Origin of the sequence: Rhizobium sp. 007 (genome assembly GCF_015353075.1) — a bacterium.
Classification (GTDB): Bacteria; Pseudomonadota; Alphaproteobacteria; order Rhizobiales; family Rhizobiaceae; genus Rhizobium.
In genome coordinates this window covers 2149949-2169544 of record NZ_CP064187.1, presented here as the reverse complement: position 1 = coordinate 2169544, position 19596 = coordinate 2149949, and the positions used below count along the sequence as shown (strand labels likewise).

Genomic DNA, 19596 nt, shown 5'->3' with positions numbered 1-19596 from the left:
ATGTCCAACAGAGCACGCACATCGCCGATCCGCACCGGGCTCGTTCACCTGGCTTTGATCGGTTACACGCTCGTCGCCGTCTTTCCGGTGTTTCTCACGATCATCAACTCGTTCAAGGACCGCAACGCGATCTTCCGTTCGCCGCTGCAGGTTCCGACGCCCTCGACCTTCAGCCTTGTCGGCTATCAGACGGTGCTGGGGCAGGGCGACTTCGCGACTTATTTCCAGAACAGCTTGATCGTGACGGTCGTCTCGATCTTCTTCGTGCTGCTGTTCGGCGCGATGGCGGCGTTCGCCTTGTCCGAATACCGCTTCCGCGGCAACACGCTGATGGGCCTCTACATGGCGATCGGCATCATGATCCCGATCCGTCTCGGCACGGTCGCCATCCTGCAGGGCATGGTGGCGGCGGGTCTCGTCAATACGTTGACAGCGCTGGTTCTCGTCTATACGGCGCAGGGCATTCCGCTGGCGATCTTCATCCTGTCGGAATTCATGCGCACGGTCTCCGATGACCTGAAGAATGCCGGCCGCATTGACGGGCTTTCCGAATACGCAATCTTCTTCCGGCTGGTGCTGCCGCTTGTGCGCCCGGCGATGGCGACGGTTGCGGTCTTTACGATGATCCCGATCTGGAACGATCTCTGGTTCCCGCTGATCCTGGCGCCGGCCGAATCCACCAAGACCGTAACGCTCGGCTCGCAAATATTCATCGGGCAATTCGTCACCAACTGGAACGCGGTTCTGGCTGCGCTGTCGCTGGCGATCCTGCCGATCCTCGTGCTCTACGTCATCTTCTCGCGGCAGCTGATCCGCGGCATCACCTCCGGAGCAGTGAAATGACCGTTTCGCAGGAGCCGGTCCGTGTTCTCGTGGCGGGGCTCGGCAATATGGGCCGCAGCCATGCGCTCGCCTATCACAACAATCCGGACTTCGAAATCGTCGGTCTCGTCAACCGCTCGAAGCCGGAGCTTGCGCCGGAGCTGCAGGGCTTAGGCATCTATCCGGACTTCAAGACGGCGCTGGCCGAGCTGAAGCCCGACCTCTGCTCCATCTGCACCTATTCCGACAGCCATGCCGGCTATGCGGTCGCCGCATTCGAGGCCGGTTGCGATGTCTTCGTGGAAAAGCCGCTTGCAACGACTGTCGCCGACGCCGAGCGCGTCGTGGCGGCTGCGAAGAAGGCCGGGCGGAAGCTGGTGATCGGCTACATCCTTCGCCATCATCCATCCTGGATAAAGCTGATCGAGGAAGCACGAAAACTTGGGCCGCCCTATGTGTTCCGCATGAACCTCAATCAGCAATCCAGCGGTCCGACCTGGGAGACGCACAAATCGCTGATGCAGACGACATCGCCGATCGTGGATTGCGGCGTGCATTATGTCGACGTCATGTGCCAGATCACCGATGCCAAGCCCGTCGAGGTGCGCGGCATGGGGCTGCGGCTTTCCGGCGAGGTCGCGCCGGACATGTACAATTACGGCCACCTGCAGGTGATCTTCGAGGATGGTTCCGTCGGCTGGTACGAGGCCGGCTGGGGGCCGATGATCTCGGAGACGGCCTTCTTCGTGAAAGATGTCATGTCGCCGAAGGGGGCGGTCTCGATCGTCATGGACCCGAAGGCGAAATCGGACGACATCGACACGCACACCAAGACCTCCGTCATCCGGCTGCACAATGCCGAAACCGGGCCGGACGGCAAGTTCATCAATCCGGATCAGGACATGACGATGGCGGGCGAACCCGGCCATCAGGAGCTCTGCGACCGCGAGCAGTCCTTCATGCTCAAGGCCATTCGCGAGGATCTCGACCTCAATCGCCACATGGCAGATGCCGTCCAATCGCTACGAATCTGCCTCGCCGCCGATGAGAGCGTGCGCACCGGCAAACCGGTCAAACTGTAAGGGAACGACTAGTGGGATCGCTTCAACTCAAATCCATACGCAAGACCTATGGCACGCATGAGGTGCTGAAGGGCATCGACCTTGAGGTCAGGGACGGCGAATTCGTCATCTTCGTCGGACCGTCTGGCTGCGGAAAATCGACCCTGCTGCGCAGCATCGCCGGTCTCGAAGACGTGACCTCCGGCGCCGTCCTCATCAACGGCAAGGACGAGACGCTGACGCCGCCCGCCAAGCGCGGTATCGCCATGGTCTTCCAATCCTACGCGCTCTATCCCCACCTGACCGTGAAGGACAACATGGGACTCGGCCTGAAGCAGGCCGGAATGCCGAGGGACGAGATCGAGACGCGCGTCGGCAAGGCATCATCGATGCTGTCGCTGGGGCCTTATCTCGCGCGCCGGCCGGCCGAGCTCTCCGGCGGTCAGCGCCAGCGCGTCGCGATCGGCCGCGCCATCGTGCGCGAACCGGAACTTTTCCTCTTTGACGAGCCGCTTTCCAATCTCGATGCGGCGCTGCGCGTCCAGACGCGCCTGGAGATCGCCCGCCTGCATCGCAGCCTGAAGGCGACGATGATCTACGTCACCCACGACCAGGTCGAGGCGATGACGCTGGCCGACAAGATCGTCGTGCTGAACGCCGGTGCGATCGAGCAGGTCGGTTCGCCGATGGAACTCTACAATCGTCCGGCCAACGTCTTCGTCGCTGGCTTCATCGGCTCGCCGATGATGAACTTTATCCCGGCAGAAAAGCTCAGCGACAAGGAGGCGAGGACGATCGGTGTTCGTCCCGAGCATCTGACGCTTTCACGCGAGCAGGGGACCTGGAAGGCGAAAATCGTGCATGTCGAGCATCTCGGCGCCGATACGATCGTCTATCTGGAGACCGACCAGTGCGGCCTGCTGACGGCGCGCCTCTTTGGCGAACACAAGTACGAGCCGGACGAGATTGTTTATGCGACGCCGGACAAGGCGCATATGCATCGCTTCGATGAAAACGAGCAGGCGATACGGTAAGGGCGACGGGAGGGGCGCGGCCTCCTGCCGCACCCTCGCGCCATACGGATCTTCCTCGCGCCTTCTGCGCCAGCCGCTCCGTTCGCTCCTCGATGCCGATATCGGCTTCGACGCTGTCGCCCTTTGCATCAGGTAAAGTCCGAGGATGAAGGCCAGTACGGCGATGAAGAGCAGGTAATAGGCACGCGCCATCGGATTGATCGGCAGCAATGACGCGACCACAAGCGGGGTGAGGCCGCCGAAGATCGCGTTGGTCGCGGCCATCCGCGTGGTGACGACGATCCCGGCCGACAGGATCCAGGCCAGCAGCATCGAGAAAAAGGTGCCACGGAGAATGGCGCCCTTGTCCGATTATTCAAGCAAGATCAATCGCGGACGACGAGCAGGTCGGCGGCCATGAAGCGGAGCGTGACGGTTTCGCCTGCCTGCGGCGGGGTGACGCCCGGGCTGTTGAACATGTCGAAGGAAATGACGTTGCCGCCGACATTCATGCGGGTGCGGATGACGGAGCCGAGGAAGTGGGCGGAGATGACCTGACCGGTCAGCGCCGTATCGCTCTTGACGCTGTCGGAAAGCGAGCCCGCTTCCGGACGAAGCGCCAGCGAAACGGTCTCGCCCGCCTTGTAGGCTGCGAGCGACTGCTTGAGCGTCACGCCCTGGTCGCCGATCTGGATGCGGTTTGCCGCCGGATCGACGACCTTCGCCTCGATCATGTTCAGCGTGCCGACGAAGGAAGCGACGAAACGGGTTGCGGGCGTGTTGTAGACCTCGAAGGGTGTGCCGATCTGATCCGCCTTGCCGGCATTCATGACGACAATACGGTCGGAGATCGAGAGCGCCTCTTCCTGGTCGTGCGTTACGAAGATGGTGGTGATGCCGAGCTTCTGCTGGATGAGGCGGATCTCTTCGCGCAGCGACACGCGGATCTTCGCATCGAGCGCGGAGAGCGGTTCGTCGAGCAGCAGAACCTGCGGCTTGACGGCAAGCGCGCGGGCAAGCGCCACGCGCTGCTGCTGGCCGCCGGACATCTGGTAGGGGAAGCGATCAGCGAGATGGTCGAGGCGGATGAGGCCCAGCATTTCCTTCACGCGCGCATCGATGTCGGCCTTCGGCATGCCCGCAACCTTGAGACCGAAGGCGACGTTGTCGTGCACGTTCATGTTCGGGAAAAGCGCGTAAGCCTGGAAGACCATGCCGATGTTGCGCTGGTTCGGCTTCAGCGGGCGCTGATCCTTGCCGTTGATGAACAGGCTGCCGCCGGTCGGCGTCTCGAAGCCGGCGATCATGCGCAGCACCGTGGTCTTGCCGCAGCCCGACGGCCCGAGGAAGGAGACGAATTCCCCCTTCTCGATGCTCATGTTGAAATTATGGACGACCTGAACCTGGCCGAAGGACTTCTGAAGATTGGTCAGCGTGAGGAATGACATGGCCAGTTACCTTGCGGGGGCGGATTTTTGGAAGCGGGAGATGAGGTTGAGCAGACCCATGCAGAGCCATGTGATGGAGAATGCAATGACGGCGAGCGCCGACGGCTCGTAAGCCTTGTTGGCGCCGACGAGCTGCAGATAAGGCCCGAAGGCCGGCCGGTTGAGGAGGGCAGCCATCGTGAATTCGCCCATGACGATCGCCAGCGTGATGAAGGCGCCGGATAGCACGCCGCTCATGACGTTCGGGAAGATGCAGCGGAACATGATGGTCGGCCAGCTGGCACCGAGGCTTTCGGCCGCCTCTGTCAGCGTGCGGACGTCGATGGCGCGCATGGCGGTATCGACCGCTCGATACATGTAGGGCAGCGACAGCGTGATGTAGGAGCAGACAAGCAGGATGTTCGTACCTGTCGTAGAACCCGTCAACGGCAGGACCGACGACGAATTGTACATGCGCAGATAGCCGAAGACGATGACGATCGCCGGGATAACCAGCGGCAGCAGCGTCAAGAATTCCACGATCGGGCGCATCTGTGGCAGGCGCAGGCGAACCCAATAGGCCGTCGGCACGACGAGCAGCATGCCGAAGACGATTGTCAAGAGGGCCATCAGCATGGAATAGCCGAAGGTCTCGCGGAACTGGATGTCCGAAAAGACCGACTGATAGGCATCGAAGCTGTATACGCCGCGGCGCATGCGCAGCGAAAACTCGATGGTGCCGATCAGCGGAATGATGAAGTAGGACGCACCCAAAAAGATGGCGATCCAGGCGCCGAGACGTTGAGCTTTCATTTCTGCCACCGTTCGGCGCGCATGCGCAGCATCAGGTAAAGGACGTTGGAGACGCCGGTGATGACGATCATGCCGAGCGCGATCGCGTAGCCGAGGTTCGGGTTGTGAAGAACATCGCCGCGGATCTGCGCGTAAAGCAGGATCGGAACGATGTTCAGGGAGCTTCCTGTCAGCGCATAGGCTGTGGCGATGGCGCCGAAGGCGTTTGCAAAGAGCAGCAGCGTCGTGCCGAGCAGGCTCGGCCAGAGGATCGGCAGGGCGACCATCGTCCAGTACTGGCGGTTCGTGGCGCCGAGGATTTCAGCGGCCTCGCGCCATTCCTTCTTCATGCCGTCGAGCGCCGGCGTCAGGATCAGCACCATCAGAGGGATCTGGAAGTACATGTAGGTGATGGTGAGGCCGAAGAAGGATAAAAGGTTGAATCCGGTGCCGTAGAGATTGAAGCCGAACCAGTCGCGCAGGAAGATGGTGACGAGGCCGGTGCGGCCGAGCGTTGCCAGGAACGAGAAGGCAAGCGGCACGCCGGCGAAGTTCGATGCGACGCCGGAGAAGGTCAAAAGTGTCGAGCGGACAGAGGAGGGCAGCCCCCCGAGGACGACTGCCCAGGCGAGAAAGAAGCCGATCAGCGCACCGCCGAGAGCGGAAGCCACCGATACGCGGATGCTGATCCAATAGGCGCTCATGATCGACGGCGTGAAGAGATCGCCGATGTTCTTGAACGTGAATTCGCCTTCCGGCGTGAGGAAGGCGCCGACGACGAGATAAAGCGTGGGGATGATCAGAAACAGCAGAGCGAAGATGACGAAGGGCGCGATACCCAGCCAGTCGATCACGCGATCCTTATTGATCAGGGGGGCGGTGCTCGCCATAGGCGTTGAAACGGTGCTCATGCGCTCATCCGGGGGCGTCGGAGTGAAAGAAAATGCCTCCCCGCTATAAGGGCGGGGAGGCCGGATGTCATGCCTTACTGAACGTTGGCGCCGACGACGCTGTCCCACTTGGTGGTGATGGCGGTCTTGCCTGCGGCCTGCTCGTCGAGCGTCGGGAAGATAGCCTTGGCATAGCCTTCAGCCGGCGGCAGCTTGTCGAGCAGTTCCTTCGGAATCAGGCCCTTCTGTGCAAGGTCGTTGAAGCGGATCGGGTGGCAATAGCCCTTCAGCCAGCCGAGCTGACCTTCGTCGGAATAGAGGTATTCCATCCAGAGCTTGGCAGCATTCGGGTGCGGAGCAAAGGCGGAGATCGCCTGAACGTAGACACCGGCAACGACGCCCGAGGCCGGAACGACGACTTCAACCGGTGGGTTGCCGTTGAGGCTGTCGCGCCAGGAGAGGCCGTTATAGTCCCAGGCGACGATGATCGGGGTGGAACCCTGAGCCAGCGACGCGGACTTGCCGATGACCGGAACGAGGTTGCCGGCCTTGTTGAGCTCTGCGAAGTAAGCAAGACCTGCTTCGCCAGCCTTCGTGGCATCCTTTTCGCCCGCAGCAAGACCAGCGGCGTAGACGGCTTGAACAGCCTGGTTGGAAGCGCGCGGATCGCCAGCGAGCGAAACGGTATTGGCATACTCGGACTTCTTCAGGTCGGCCCAATCCTTCGGGACGTTCTTGACGATGTCGGTGTTCACGACGAACGAAAGAACGCCGTAGTAGTCGCCGTACCAGAAGCCGTCGGCGTCCTTGGCGGAGTCCGGAATGGAATCCCAGGTGGAGACCTTGTAGGGCTGGATGAGGCCTTCAGCCTTGGCCGACGGGCCGAAGGAGAGGCCGACGTCGATGACGTCCGGAGCCTGCGGGCCGGTGTTGCCCTTGTTGGCCTTGATTGCTTCGATTTCGTCGCCCGAACCTGCGTCCGGGTTCAGTTCGTTGACTTCGATGCCATACTTGGCCTTGAAGCCGGCAATGACGTCGCCATAGCCGCACCAGTTGTGCGGGAGAGCGATGGTCGTCAGCGTGCCTTCCTTCTTGGCGGCAGCGATGAGTTCGGCGCTCGGTTCTGCTGCGGCAATCGCAGTCGAAGCTACGACGATCGCAGTAGAAAGCGAGAGCAGTCGAGAAATGTTAGAGATCACTGTTGTTCTCCTTCGGTTTTCAGTGGTCTGGCGATGCTGTTACTGGCGTTGCATGAAGCTTGTATGACGGTCGCGTGACGTTCGTTTTTCTTATGATTCCCAGTATTTCTCGAACTCTGTTTCGTCTGCGACACGCAGTTCTATTTCCTTCACGCAGCCTCATTGTTTTTGTTCGTTCCTGCCTCTCCTCCTAGCCGGGTTTTCGGAAGAGCTTGGTCTGTTCGAACAGGCCCTCCAGTGTTTTCATGCGCTCCTTCGTCTCGTCCCAGGTGGTATTCTGGACCGCTTCGATGAGCGCTTCGACGATAAAGAGCGTAACGACCGAGGAATCCCAAGCCGACGGTGCCTCGATCTGGACGCGGAAGGCGTGTCTCGCAAGCTTTGCCGCCGGCGATCCCCATTGGTCCGTGAAGACGATGATTTCGGCGCCGCGCGTGCGGGCCGCCTGGGCAAGGCTCACCATCTCCTGCTCATAGCGGCGGATGTCGAAGATGATCAGCAGGTCGCCGGCATTCATGTTGAGAACATACTGCGGCCAGCTCGACGAGTTGGACGACAAGAGGGCGGTATTCGGCCGGATGACCTGCATGTGGGTGAAGAAGTATTCGGCAAGCGCGCCCGTGATGCGACCGCCGACGAAATAAAGGCCGCGCTTGCGATCCGAAAGCAGGGCAGCGGCGCTGTTGAAGGTCGCGGTGTCGAGACCGCTCAGCGTTTGGCGCAGATTGGCGATGATGGCATCGGCAAAACGGTTGAGGATATGGGTGCCCGGCGCATTGGAAGCCCACCGGTCGTGCTTGGCGATCGGATTGGAGATCGTCGCTTCGACCTCCTGATGCAGATGCGCCTGGAAATCCGGGTAACCCTTGAAGCCAAGCTTCTGGACCATGCGGACGACGGTGGGCGTCGAGACGCCGGCGTTCTCGGCAATCGTGGTGATGCTGCCCAGCCCTGAAACGGGATAGTTATCCAGCAGACTCTCGGCCAATTGCTTCTCGGCGCGCGTCAGCGCTTCGAAATGCGAATGGATGACGTCCGAAACCGTCTTCGACGCAGCGCTCACGCGATCTTGCTCCCCGGGATTGGTCTTGTGCCACTTTCCCACTCAAAGTTAACAACGCTGTCACAATCCATGTCAACCACTGTCATGAAAAGAAATTTTCAGAGCGCGCTTGACACCGCCCGAAGACTGAAGAATTCTTTTCTTGTAAAGATTTTATTAAGGGAAGGGCAGGCGCGGGTAGGTGCTCACTCAGCTCAAGATTCTAAGCGAAGCGGATGGAGACTGCGTCGGCATCGAGCGGCTGCACGGCAAGAGCCCGTTGCTGGTCATCTGCGAACATGCCTCGCGAGCGCTGCCCGAGCAGTTCGGCAATCTCGGCCTTTCCGAAGAAGCGTTGAATAGCCACATCGCCTGGGATCCAGGCGCTTTGGCCGTTGCACGCGGCATCTCGACGACGCTTGACGCACCACTCGTCTTTCAGCGCTTCTCTCGCCTGATCTACGACTGCAACCGCCCGCCGGAATCGCCGGGCGCAATGCCCGAGAAGAGCGAAATCTATGCCATCCCCGGCAATCAGAGTCTGAGCGCAAAGGAGCGGCAGGCCCGTACCGAAGCGCTGTATCTTCCTTTCCACGATGCAGTAAGCCGTCTCATCAAGGACCGTCAGGCGCAGGGGCACGAGACGGTCATCGTCACTGTTCACAGTTTCACGCCGGTCTATAATGGCAAGGAGCGTGCCGTCGAGCTCGGCATCCTGCACGATGCTGACAGCCGGCTGGCAGACAGCATGTTGGCAGGGGCGGCTGACGCGCCGCTCTACAAAACCGAACGCAACGAGCCCTATGGCCCTGAGGACGGCGTGACGCACACGCTGATCCTGCACGGGCTCTCGAACGGGCTCCGCAATGTAATGATCGAGGTCCGCAACGACCTTATCAGCGACGATGCCGGCCAAGGGGTCATGGCCGACTATCTGACAGGGCTCCTCCAGCAAAGCCTGGAAGCCTGACCATAAAAGAAAAGACCCCAGGGAGCAGTCTAACTGCGATCTGTCCGTATGGCGAAAGCCAGCGGGCAACTTTGGCACTGGATCTGCGGCAATTCCGCTGCCGATCGTCAAACAGGGGGAAGTCATGTCGGACTATACCGAACTTGATAAGAAGCAGGATATGAGCATCCTGCATTCGATGGGCTATGCCCAGGAACTGGAACGGCGGATGAGCTCGTTCTCGAACTTTGCCGTCTCCTTCTCGATCATCTGCATCCTTTCCGGCGGCATCAATTCGCTGGCGCAGGCGACTGCCGGCGCGGGTGGTGCTGCGATCGGCATCGGCTGGCCACTCGGCTGCTTCATTTCGCTCGTCTTCGCCGTTGCGATGGCGCAGATCAGCTCCGCCTATCCGACCGCGGGCGGCCTCTACCACTGGGGTTCCATCCTCGGCAACCGCTTCACCGGCTGGCTGACCGCATGGTTCAACCTGCTCGGCCTCGTGACGGTGCTCGGTGCCATCAACGTCGGTACGTACTACTTCTTCATGGGCTCCTTCGGCACGAGCTATCTCGGGCTGACGGACACGACATTCGTTCGCATCGTCTTCCTGATCATCATCACCGGTGCGCAGGCGCTCGTGAACCATATGGGCATCGGCCTGACCGCCAAGCTCACGGACTTCTCTGGCTACCTGATCTTCGCGACGGCAATCGCGCTTGCCGCGGTTTGCCTGATCGCTGCTCCGTCCTACGAGTTCGGCCGTCTCTTCACCTTCTCCAACTATTCGGGCGAAACCGGCGGCAACGTGTGGCCGGCGACGTCCGCTACCTGGGTGTTCCTGCTCGGCCTCCTGCTGCCGATCTACACGATCACCGGCTATGACGCGTCAGCGCATACGTCGGAAGAGACCGTAAAGGCGGCGCATTCCGTGCCGCGCGGCATGATTTCCTCCGTGCTCTGGTCGGCGCTCTTCGGCTACATCATGCTTTGCTCATTCGTTCTGATGCTGCCCAGCATGGACGAAGCTGCCAAGCAGGGCTGGAACGTGTTCTTCTGGGCGATGGACAGCCAGGTGAACCCGATCGTCAAGGATCTGCTCTACCTCGCCATCTTCATTAGCCAGTGGCTGTGCGGCCTCGCAACGGTCACCTCGGTTTCCCGCATGATCTTCGCCTTCTCGCGTGACGGCGGTCTGCCGGCATCCAAGGCACTGTCGAAGGTCAGCCCGAAGCACCGCACGCCGGTTGCCGCGATCTGGACGGGTTCTATCCTCGCCGTCCTCTTCGTGTGGGGTTCGTCGCTCGTTTCGATCGGCGAAACGCCGGTCTATACCATCGTCGTTTCGTGCACCGTCATCTTCCTCTTCTTCTCCTTCGCGATCCCGATCACGCTCGGCCTCTTCGCCTGGGGTACGTCGAAGTGGGACAAGATGGGGCCGTGGAACCTCGGCGAGGCGATGTTCAAGCTCTTTGCCGTGCTCTCGATCATTGCAATGGTGCTTATTTTCGTTCTCGGCATCCAGCCGCCGAATGACTGGGCACTCTACATCACCGTCGGCTTCCTTATTGTGACTGGCGTCGTCTGGTACGGCTTCGAAAAGCGCCGCTTCAAGGGCCCGCCGATCGGCGAGGAAGTCGCCAAGCGCCAGGCTGAAATCGCGGCTGCCGAAAAGGCCGTTGGCGAAGCGTAAGAAAACCGAGCTTCCCTCTCAAATGGCGGGGCCGCCGTTCGCGCGGCCCCATCACCGGTTCAACGAAAAGGCATCTGGTCGGTCATGGCGGCCCCTGCATGCCGTTTCATTGCCCCGAGTTTCCAATCCAGATTTCAGGCGGATAAATGATGAGCAACAGCTATACTTTCGATGATCTCAAGAAGGACGTGGCCGAAGGGCGCATCGATACCGTTCTCGCTTGCCAGGTGGACATGCAGGGCCGCTTGATGGGCAAGCGCTTCCAGGCGGAATATTTCCTCGAAAGCGCCTGGAAGGAAACGCATAGCTGCAACTATCTGGTCGCGACCGACATGGAGATGGAAACCGTCTCCGGCTACAAGGCGACGAGCTGGGAGAAGGGTTACGGCGACTACACGATGAAACCGGACCTTTCGACGCTGCGCCGCATTCCCTGGCTCGAAGGAACGGCACTGGTCCTTTGCGATCTGCTTGACCATCACACGCACGAAGAGGTGCCGCATTCGCCGCGCGCCATCCTGAAGAAGCAGGTCAAGCGCCTCGAAGACATGGGCATGAAGGCCTTCATGGCATCCGAGCTCGAATTCTTCCTCTTCGACCAGACCTATGAGGCTGCGCATGCCGCCGGCTACCGCAATCTCAAGCTCGCCAGCGCCTACAACGAGGACTACCACATCTTCCAGACGACCAAGGAAGAGGATGTGATGCGGGCGATTCGTACCGGTTTGCAGGGTGCGGGCATTCCGGTCGAGAATTCCAAGGGTGAGGCTTCGGCGGGGCAGGAGGAAATCAATGTGCGCTACGCCGACGCGCTGACGATGGCTGACCGGCACGCCATCATCAAGAACGGCTGCAAGGAAATCGCCTGGTCGAAGGGCAAGGCGATCACCTTCCTCGCCAAATGGAGCTATACGTCGGCCGGGAGCTCCTCTCATATCCATCAGTCGCTCTGGAGCGCCGACGGCAAGACGCCGCTATTCTTCGATGAGAAGGGTACATACGGAATGTCGCCGTTGATGCGAAACTACGTGGCCGGCCTTCTCGCCCACGCGAGCGAGATCACCTATTTCCTGGCGCCCTATATCAATTCCTACAAGCGCTTCATGGCCGGCACCTTCGCGCCGACGAAGGCGATCTGGAGCAAGGACAACCGCACCGCCGGCTACCGCCTGTGCGGCGACGAAACCAAAGCGATCCGGATCGAATGCCGCGTCGGCGGTTCGGACCTCAATCCGTATCTCGCCTTTGCAGCACTGCTGGCGGCTGGCATCGAGGGGATTGAGAACAGGCTCGAACTCGAAGCGCCATTCGTCGGCGACGCCTATGGCGCGCGCGATATCCGCGAGATTCCACACACGCTTCGTGCCGCGACGGTCGCCATGACGGAATCGAAGATGCTGCGGAAGGCTTTCGGCAACGACGTCATCGACCATTACACGCGCGCTGCCGAATGGGAGCAGGAGGAATACGACCGCCGCGTGACGGATTGGGAAGTGGCGAGAGGCTTTGAAAGGGCGTAAGGCATTTTGCGGTCTGTCGTTGCTCTCCCTCACCCTGACCCGCTTTGAGGGGGCGAGGGGACTTGCCCTAAGGGGCGTTGCGATTGACGAGACCGGTGCGGCATACTTCCTTCGCGCCGCTTGCGGGGAGAAGGTGTCGGCCGGCGGATGAGGGGCTGGTGCCCGAAGAGATTTGAAGAATACAAAGGCAGGATTCGATCATGACTATGATCCAATGCATTTCGCCGGTCGACGGATCGGTTTTCGCAGAGCGCTCGGCGCTCTCGCTAGAGGCGGCTAAGGACGTTGTCGCCCGCGCCCGCAAGGCGCAGACGGCCTGGGCGAAGCGGCCGCTGGAGGAGCGCGTGCAGCTTGTGCTCAAAGGCGTCGCGCGGCTCAACGAGATGTCCGATCTCGTCGTGCCGGAGCTCGCCTGGCAGATGGGTCGGCCGGTCAAGTATGGCGGCGAATATCGGGGCTTCAACGAGCGTTCCAACTATGTCGCGTCGATCGCTGCCGACGCGCTGGCGCCGCTTGTTGTCGAAGAGAGCGACAAGTTCGAGCGCCGTATCGAGCGTGAAGCGCATGGCGTCGTTTTCGTGATCGCCCCGTGGAACTACCCTTATATGACGGCGATCAACACCATCGCTCCGGCGCTGATGGCAGGCAATACCGTTATCCTGAAACACGCATCGCAGACGCTTCTGGTGGGCGAGCGGCTGGTTCAGGCTTTTGTCGAGGCAGGTGTTCCGGAGGATGTCTTCCAGAACGTGTTCCTCGATCACGAAACGACCTCGGCGCTGATTGCGGCAGGAAGCTTCAATTTCATCAACTTCACGGGTTCGGTCGAAGGTGGGCGTTCCATGGAGCGGGCTGCAGCCGGCACCTTTACAGGCCTCGGCCTCGAGCTCGGCGGCAAGGATCCGGGCTACGTCATGGAAGACGCCGATCTCGATGCGGCCGTCGATACGCTGATGGATGGCGCGACCTACAATTCCGGCCAATGCTGCTGCGGCATCGAGCGTATCTATGTGCACGAGTCGCTCTATGACAGCTTCGTCGAGAAGTCGGTCGCCTGGGTTTCCAATTACAAACTCGGCAATCCGCTCGATCCGGAAACCTCGCTCGGTCCAATGGCCAACAAGCGTTTCGCCAAAGTCGTGCGCGAGCAGATCGCCGATGCCGTCTCGAAGGGTGCCAGGACGCTAATCGATCCGAAGCTCTTCCCGCAAGATGACGGCGGAGCCTATCTCGCGCCGCAGATTCTGGTCAATGTCGATCACTCGATGGCCTTCATGCGCGAAGAAACCTTCGGCCCGGCCGTCGGCATCATGAAGGTCAAGAACGATGCCGAAGCCATCGCGCTGATGAACGACAGCCAGTACGGGCTGACGGCTTCGCTCTGGACGAAGGACCCTGAGCGGGCAGGACGGCTCGGCCGCGAAATCGAAACCGGCACCGTCTTCATGAACCGTGCCGATTACCTCGATCCGGCGCTTTGCTGGACCGGCGTCAAGGAAACCGGCCGCGGCGGCTCGCTGTCGATCATTGGCTTCCACAATCTGACGCGCCCGAAATCTTATCACCTCAAGAAAGTCACAGCATGAGCAGCAGCAATATCACAGCCAACTGGAGCTATCCGACAGCCGTCAAGCTCGGCCGCGGCCGCATCAAGGAGCTGGCGGACGCCTGCAAGAGCCTTGGCATGAAGAAGCCGCTGCTGATTACCGATCGCGGCCTGGCCTCGATGGCGATTACCAAGAATGCGCTCGACATCCTGGAAGATGCAGGCCTCGGCCGCGCGATCTTCGCAGACGTCGATCCGAACCCGAACGAGATGAACCTCGATGCCGGCGTGAAGGCTTTCAAGGACGGCGGCCATGACGGCGTCGTCGCCTTCGGTGGCGGTTCGGGCCTCGATCTCGGCAAGTGCGTCGCCTTCATGGCCGGCCAGACGCGTCCGGTCTGGGATTTCGAGGATATTGGGGACTGGTGGACGCGTGCGAGCGTCGAGGGCATTGCGCCGATCGTTGCGGTGCCGACGACGGCCGGCACTGGCTCGGAAGTCGGCCGCGCCAGCGTCATCACCAATTCCACAACGCATGTAAAGAAGATCATCTTCCATCCAAAATTCCTGCCGGGCGTCGTCATTGCCGATCCGGAGCTGACCGTCGGCATGCCGAAGATCATCACCGCCGGGACCGGCATGGATGCTTTTGCGCATTGCCTGGAAGCCTATTCCTCGCCCTTCTATCATCCGATGTCTGCCGGTATCGCGCTGGAAGGCATGCGCCTCGTCAAGGAATTCCTGCCACGTGCCTATAAGGAAGGGACCGACCTCGAAGCCCGCGCCAACATGATGGCGGCTGCCGCCATGGGCGCTGTCGCCTTCCAGAAGGGCCTCGGCGCCATCCATGCGCTGTCGCATCCGATCGGCGCCGTCTACAACACGCATCACGGCATGACCAATGCCGTCGTGATGCCGGCGGTGCTGCGCTTCAACCGCGCAGCGATCGAAGAGAAGATCGCACGCGCTGCGGCCTATCTCGGCATCTCCGGCGGCTTCGACGGTTTCTATGATTACGTGCTGAAGCTTCGCTTTGAACTCGGGGTTCCGGAAAGCCTTTCGGCCATGGGAATCGCACCGGACCGGATCGACGCGCTCTCGGCGATGGCAATCGAAGACCCGAGCGCGGGCGGCAATCCCGTCCCGATGACGCTCGAAAATACCAAGACGCTTTTCAAAGACTGCTTCTGATCAAAAAGGCGGACCGTCAAAACTTGCCCGGAAAGCCCAAGCTTTCCGGGCTTTTTTTCGTTTTCCGGCATCCCAACTTTTAGGGATGTGAAAAATGCGGGCTGCAATTTCGGCGCGTTTGTTTGGATTTTGTTAACCATCATCGGAAAGGATACGTTAACCGCACGATGAAGCCGAAAGTGCGCAAAGAGAGCGATATCCGGCTCGCGATATTTCCCTTCGAGGATCGAACATGCCAGTCATCACATTTGCAAACACCAAGGGCGGGGCAGGCAAGACCACGGCCGTCCTTCTGCTCGCGACGGAACTTGCCCGCAAAGGTTACCGCATCACCATTCTCGATGCCGATCCTCAGCACTGGATTTCCCGCTGGCACGAGATTTCCGGCCATGTGGCGAATATTCAGGTCATCGACTTCGTGACGTCCGCCTCGCTTCCGCAGCACATCAGCGAGAACAAGCATTCCACGGACTACTTTATCATCGACCTGCCGGGCGCCCGCAATCCGCTGCTGGCCACCGCAATCGGCCTCTCCGACCATGTGCTGATCCCGATCCAGGGCTGTGCCATGGATGCGCGCGGCGGGGCGCAGGTGCTGGAATTGCTGCAGTATCTGGATGAGAAGGCGGGCATCAAGATCGGCCATTCGGTGGTGCTTACCCGTGTCAATTCAATGGTGACCACCCGTGCACTGCAACTCGTCAAGGCGCTGCTCAACGAGCGGAACGTTCCGGTCCTCGATACGGCGATCATCGAGCGTGCGGCATTCCGCGACATCTTCGATTGCGGCGGCACGCTGCACGATATGGACCCGATGCGGGTTTCCAATCTGGAGAAGGCCTGCGAGAATGCGCTCTGTTTTGCCGAGGAAATCATTCGCAAGGTGCCGGCCAAGCTAGCCGCTTGCGCCCGGACAACCGGACCACTGATCCGTTCGGCGGCTTGAATATTGGGGATGATTTGAACCGACCGCCGGAGCGATCCGGCGGTTTTTTTGTTTGGGCTCGGCTCAAACTTGTGTCGTGGCGGACGCGCTCACCCTAACCATCTCCCGGTGAACGGCGCGAGGAACCGCTCGCGAAATGGCCAGGAGAAACGGAGAAGATGCCGCATATCTCCCTTCTCCCCGTCAGAAAGGTGAAAAGGTGCCGGCAGGCGGAGGGGCAGCGGATTCAATCGACGAACTCGACTGTCACGCCGGGCCTTACCATCTTGGCGAGCTCCGTGGCATCCCAGTTCGTCAGACGGATGCAGCCGTGGCTCTGGGTGCGGCCGATCTTGGATGGTTCCGGCGTGCCGTGAATGCCGTAGGTCGGCCTTGAAAGGGCGATCCAGACCGTGCCGACGGGACCGTTCGGGCCAGGTGGGATATTCAGGATGCGGTCGTTTGCGCCCTGCTGGAAGTTGATCTTCGGGTTGTAGGTATAGCCGGGGTTCAGAGCGACGCGTTCCACGTTGACGAGGCCGGAGGGCGAAGGGGTATCGCTGGAGCCGATCGAGGCGGGATAGGCGGCGACGAGATTTCCAGCAGCGTCATAGGCGAAGACCTGCTTCTTGGCCTTGTCCGCGAGAATCTTCGCGACGGCGCCGGTCTTGGCTTGCCCGGCATTGACGACCTTGATGATCGTGCCGGGCACGGTGAAGTCTGCGCCCGGGTTCATTTCCCTGAGGAAGGCTTCGTCCATGTGGAAGCGCTCGGCAAGCATTTCGGTCGTCGAGGTGTAGGCCATCGAAGGCAGAAGCGCCTTTTGCGAGTAGTCTTCCGGAATCGCGGCCACATAAGGCCCGGCGGCATCTGCCGGCGTGATCGTGTAGCTGGTGACGGGTAATCCGCCCGACAGGCGCAGCTGCTCGAGGATCGCTTCGGTATTGTTGGGGTCGAGCTTTTCGCCGGTCATCTGCTCATAGGCATAGATCGCCTTGGTGACGTTGGACCCCATGTGGCCATCGATGACGCCCGGAGAAACGCCCGCGCGGTCGAGGAAGACCTGGATGGCGACGATCTCAGGCTTCGATTTTCCCTGGAGCGTGATGACCGGTTCTGAGGGCAGCTTCGGTTGCATGTCGCCCGGGAACGGCTGATCCGGTTCAATCGACGCATAGTCCTCGTTCTGCGGGTAGCTTTCCCCGTTGGCATCCGGATAGGGCTGATCGTAAAGTGGATCGCGCTGGATTTCCGCATCGCGCGGGATCGAGCCGGTCACGGCGCCGCGCTCCACATAACGCGTGCTGCCGTAGCTGTTGTCCGGGTAGTAGGGGTCATTGTTATGGGCTTCGCGGGCAGGGGGGCGCGGATAATAGCCGCTGCCGCGCATTTCCGTCGCGACGACGTTGCCGTAACCATCGAGCAGGACGCGGTTGCCGTTGCGATCCCGCGAATAATAGACGTCGGCGCCTGGCGGAATGTAATCGATGATCGCACCGTCGGGAGTCACCATCACGACATCGCGCTGGCGGCGGCCGTACTGCTGCGCGTCGGCAACCGGTGCGGCAGCGGCAAGGGCCAGCACGACTGCGGCGAGGGACATCCCCGATTTCAAAAAGCGATTCACGTCTTACACCTCGAACAGTGATTTGGCCGACACACACCTGCGAATTTTGACGCTAGTGTGGAATTTATGAATTCGTACTAAAGAAAAGATGAAAATTACCGTGCTTTCTGCCTGAGGCAAAACGTTTGGTTTGGCAAGCGGGTTCCATGGCGCATCGCCGGTTGTGCGCAACAGGTTTGCCGCGATTGACGTATGTGCGGACGGATCCTAACCCTACGGCAGCTTTAAGATCGGGAGGAATTGCAATGATCGAGTTTGCCGCCGCCAAGGGGCCGCGCCTGATGCTGGACGAAACATCGGTGATGGATATCGGCGGATGCATCGTCGACGGCGTCGATATCGCGCCGAAGCGCGCCATTCCTGACGACGGCGATTCGCGTATCGACCACTCGCTCGAAGGCTTTCTCTTCACCTGCGGTCCGGATCATATCCGCCATCGCGAGCCGATCAGGGGGCGCACGGATGGCAAGGTCTACCCGCTGCACGGTTCGGCCTCCGGTCATCCGGCCAAGGTTCTCTGGACCAAATTCGAAAACGGCAATGCCGAGTGCTGCGCCCACATCGATATCGTTACCGTCGAAGGATTGCCGCAGCGGATCGAACGGCTTTGGCGCATCGACGGCGCGACGGGGGAGGTCTCGCTGGACGACAGGGTCGTCAACACCAGCGATCAGGCGGTGCCGACCTTCCTGATGTACCACATGAATACCGGCGGCAAATGGCTCGATGCCGGTACGCGCCTGGAAGGGACGATGCTCGAAGGCGGTGGTTTTCCATGGACCTTCGGCGAAGAGCTTGGCGGCCTCTTTTGCGTCGAGGCCCCGGCCGTGACGGATGGCTTTGCCGAAGTCCGGCTCGGTCCGATGAAAGCCGCAAGCGGCAAGACGCTGTGCGTGCGTTTCCGCGCGGATACGCTGCCGCACCTGCAGGTCTGGCGGAACCAGAAGACGCCGGCGGACGTTTTCGGCATCGAACCGGTTTCGCATCGCTGGGTCTCGCGTCGCGAGCTTCAAGCAGGCGGCGAGTTCAACATGCTGCAGCCGGGCGAGAGCCGCAGCTATGGGCTTCGCTTCGCCTTCCTCTGAGCGAACTGTTGTTGACGCTTCCGGTCCCGCATCGTAGAGCTTCTGCCATTGATTTTCAGGAGGAACGCGCGATGGACATCCGCCAGATCGACGACGAATATTCGGTATCCGGCCAGATCACGCTGGAAGATCTCGACCAGATCAAGGCGATGGGCTTCAAGTCGATCGTCTGCCATCGCCCGGACCAGGAAAGCCCGGACCAGACGCCGTTTTCGGTGATCGAAGCCCGCGCCAAGGAACTCGGCCTCGACATCGCGCATGTGCCCGTCGGCGCGATGGGCGTGACGGAGGAAGCCGTGCAAGGCATGGTCGACGCACTCGACGAATTTCCGCGCCCGATGCTCGGCTATTGCCGTTCCGGCGCACGCTCTACCGCGATCTATCAGAAGACCCATCATATTCGCGGCTGATCTTTTGGCGCGGCTTTCGGCCGTGCCCTTTATTTCATAAAACTCAGGAGAACATCATGAGCATCAAGCGTATCGACGTCGGCGCCCGCATGAGCGGCGCGGTCATCCACGGCAACACCGTCTATCTCGCCGGTCAGGTCGGCGAAGGCGAGACCGTGACCGATCAGTGCAAGTCGGCGCTTGCCGAAGTCGATCGTCTGCTTGCTGCTGCAGGTTCCAGCAAGTCGAAGATTCTGCAGACGCTGATCTATCTCTCCGACATTTCCTACTTTGCGGAAATGAATGCTGCCTGGGAAGCCTGGGTCGACCCGAAGAACACGCCGGCACGCGCCACCAGCGAGGCCAAGCTCGCCGCACCGAAGTACAAGGTCGAGTTCATCGTCATCGCCGCAATCGACTAAGAT

General features: G+C 60.6%; 18 protein-coding genes and 1 pseudogene. 12 read left to right on the top strand and 7 right to left on the bottom strand.

Features of this window, described 5'->3' with window-relative positions; translation table 11 throughout:
* From ISN39_RS10975 to ISN39_RS10965, 3 genes are read left to right on the top strand one after another with little or no spacing between them, the layout of a single operon-like run.
* Window positions 1–843, top strand: coding sequence for a carbohydrate ABC transporter permease (locus ISN39_RS10975; protein ID WP_074068965.1), 843 nt, complete (start codon window positions 1–3; stop codon window positions 841–843).
* Window positions 840–1904, top strand: a complete 1065-nt coding sequence (locus tag ISN39_RS10970; protein ID WP_194727523.1) for a Gfo/Idh/MocA family oxidoreductase — start codon at window positions 840–842, stop codon at window positions 1902–1904. Before ISN39_RS10975 ends, ISN39_RS10970 begins: the two co-directional genes overlap by 4 nt.
* Before the next feature lie 11 nt (window positions 1905–1915).
* Window positions 1916–2917 carry an ABC transporter ATP-binding protein gene (locus tag ISN39_RS10965; RefSeq protein ID WP_022714322.1) on the top strand — a complete coding sequence of 334 codons (1002 nt, stop codon included), beginning with the start codon at window positions 1916–1918 and terminating at the stop codon, window positions 2915–2917.
* Window positions 2918–3002: 85 nt separating this feature from the next.
* Here the strand turns inward: ISN39_RS10965 and ISN39_RS36260 are convergent.
* The 6 genes and pseudogenes from ISN39_RS36260 to ISN39_RS10940 all read right to left on the bottom strand — a co-directional run.
* Window positions 3003–3172: pseudogene (locus tag ISN39_RS36260) on the bottom strand (MFS transporter); the annotation flags it as partial.
* Between the two features lie 110 nt (window positions 3173–3282).
* Complete coding sequence (locus ISN39_RS10960; RefSeq protein WP_074068963.1) at window positions 3283–4344, bottom strand: ABC transporter ATP-binding protein; 1062 nt, start codon at window positions 4342–4344, stop codon at window positions 3283–3285.
* A 6-nt stretch (window positions 4345–4350) separates the two neighbouring features.
* Window positions 4351–5136 carry an ABC transporter permease gene (locus tag ISN39_RS10955; protein WP_194727522.1) on the bottom strand — a complete coding sequence of 262 codons (786 nt, stop codon included), beginning with the start codon at window positions 5134–5136 and terminating at the stop codon, window positions 4351–4353.
* Window positions 5133–6026 carry an ABC transporter permease subunit gene (locus ISN39_RS10950; RefSeq protein ID WP_022714326.1) on the bottom strand — a complete coding sequence of 298 codons (894 nt, stop codon included), beginning with the start codon at window positions 6024–6026 and terminating at the stop codon, window positions 5133–5135. The genes ISN39_RS10955 and ISN39_RS10950 overlap by 4 nt, the downstream gene beginning before the upstream one ends.
* Before the next feature lie 74 nt (window positions 6027–6100).
* Window positions 6101–7204: an ABC transporter substrate-binding protein gene (locus ISN39_RS10945; protein WP_074068962.1), complete on the bottom strand. Its 1104-nt coding sequence runs from the start codon at window positions 7202–7204 to the stop codon at window positions 6101–6103.
* A 190-nt stretch (window positions 7205–7394) separates the two neighbouring features.
* Window positions 7395–8267, bottom strand: a complete 873-nt coding sequence (locus ISN39_RS10940) for a MurR/RpiR family transcriptional regulator (protein ID WP_074068961.1) — start codon at window positions 8265–8267, stop codon at window positions 7395–7397.
* A gap of 181 nt (window positions 8268–8448) precedes the next feature.
* On the opposite strand from ISN39_RS10940, the gene ISN39_RS10935 reads away from it, so the two are divergent.
* From ISN39_RS10935 to ISN39_RS10910, 6 genes are all read left to right on the top strand, one after another.
* Entirely contained in the window at window positions 8449–9216 is a 768-nt protein-coding gene (locus ISN39_RS10935; RefSeq protein ID WP_194727521.1) for an N-formylglutamate amidohydrolase, read from the top strand.
* A 124-nt stretch (window positions 9217–9340) separates the two neighbouring features.
* Window positions 9341–10888: an amino acid permease gene (locus ISN39_RS10930; RefSeq protein WP_194727520.1), complete on the top strand. Its 1548-nt coding sequence runs from the start codon at window positions 9341–9343 to the stop codon at window positions 10886–10888.
* Between the two features lie 149 nt (window positions 10889–11037).
* Window positions 11038–12408, top strand: coding sequence for a glutamine synthetase family protein (locus ISN39_RS10925; RefSeq protein WP_194730158.1), 1371 nt, complete (start codon window positions 11038–11040; stop codon window positions 12406–12408).
* Window positions 12409–12608: 200 nt separating this feature from the next.
* Window positions 12609–13994 (top strand): aldehyde dehydrogenase family protein, encoded by a 1386-nt coding sequence (locus tag ISN39_RS10920; RefSeq protein ID WP_194727519.1) that lies wholly within the window; start codon window positions 12609–12611, stop codon window positions 13992–13994.
* Window positions 13991–15145: an iron-containing alcohol dehydrogenase gene (locus ISN39_RS10915; protein ID WP_194727518.1), complete on the top strand. Its 1155-nt coding sequence runs from the start codon at window positions 13991–13993 to the stop codon at window positions 15143–15145. Before ISN39_RS10920 ends, ISN39_RS10915 begins: the two co-directional genes overlap by 4 nt.
* Before the next feature lie 232 nt (window positions 15146–15377).
* Entirely contained in the window at window positions 15378–16091 is a 714-nt protein-coding gene (locus ISN39_RS10910; protein ID WP_074068955.1) for a ParA family protein, read from the top strand.
* Between the two features lie 226 nt (window positions 16092–16317).
* Here ISN39_RS10910 and ISN39_RS10905 read toward each other — a convergent pair whose 3' ends face one another.
* The gene (locus ISN39_RS10905; RefSeq protein ID WP_194727517.1) at window positions 16318–17697 is read right to left on the bottom strand and encodes a L,D-transpeptidase; all 1380 of its coding nucleotides are present in this window, start codon (window positions 17695–17697) and stop codon (window positions 16318–16320) included.
* A gap of 245 nt (window positions 17698–17942) precedes the next feature.
* Here ISN39_RS10905 and ISN39_RS10900 point away from each other — a divergent pair, with 245 nt between their 5' ends.
* The 3 genes from ISN39_RS10900 (at window position 17943) to ISN39_RS10890 (ending at window position 19593) form a co-directional block, all read left to right on the top strand.
* The gene (locus ISN39_RS10900; RefSeq protein WP_194727516.1) at window positions 17943–18782 is read left to right on the top strand and encodes a DUF4432 family protein; all 840 of its coding nucleotides are present in this window, start codon (window positions 17943–17945) and stop codon (window positions 18780–18782) included.
* A 71-nt stretch (window positions 18783–18853) separates the two neighbouring features.
* Window positions 18854–19192, top strand: a complete 339-nt coding sequence (locus ISN39_RS10895) for a TIGR01244 family sulfur transferase (RefSeq protein ID WP_074061771.1) — start codon at window positions 18854–18856, stop codon at window positions 19190–19192.
* 56 nt (window positions 19193–19248) lie between these two features.
* Window positions 19249–19593, top strand: a complete 345-nt coding sequence (locus ISN39_RS10890) for a RidA family protein (protein WP_074068952.1) — start codon at window positions 19249–19251, stop codon at window positions 19591–19593.
* Window positions 19594–19596 lie beyond the last annotated feature (3 nt).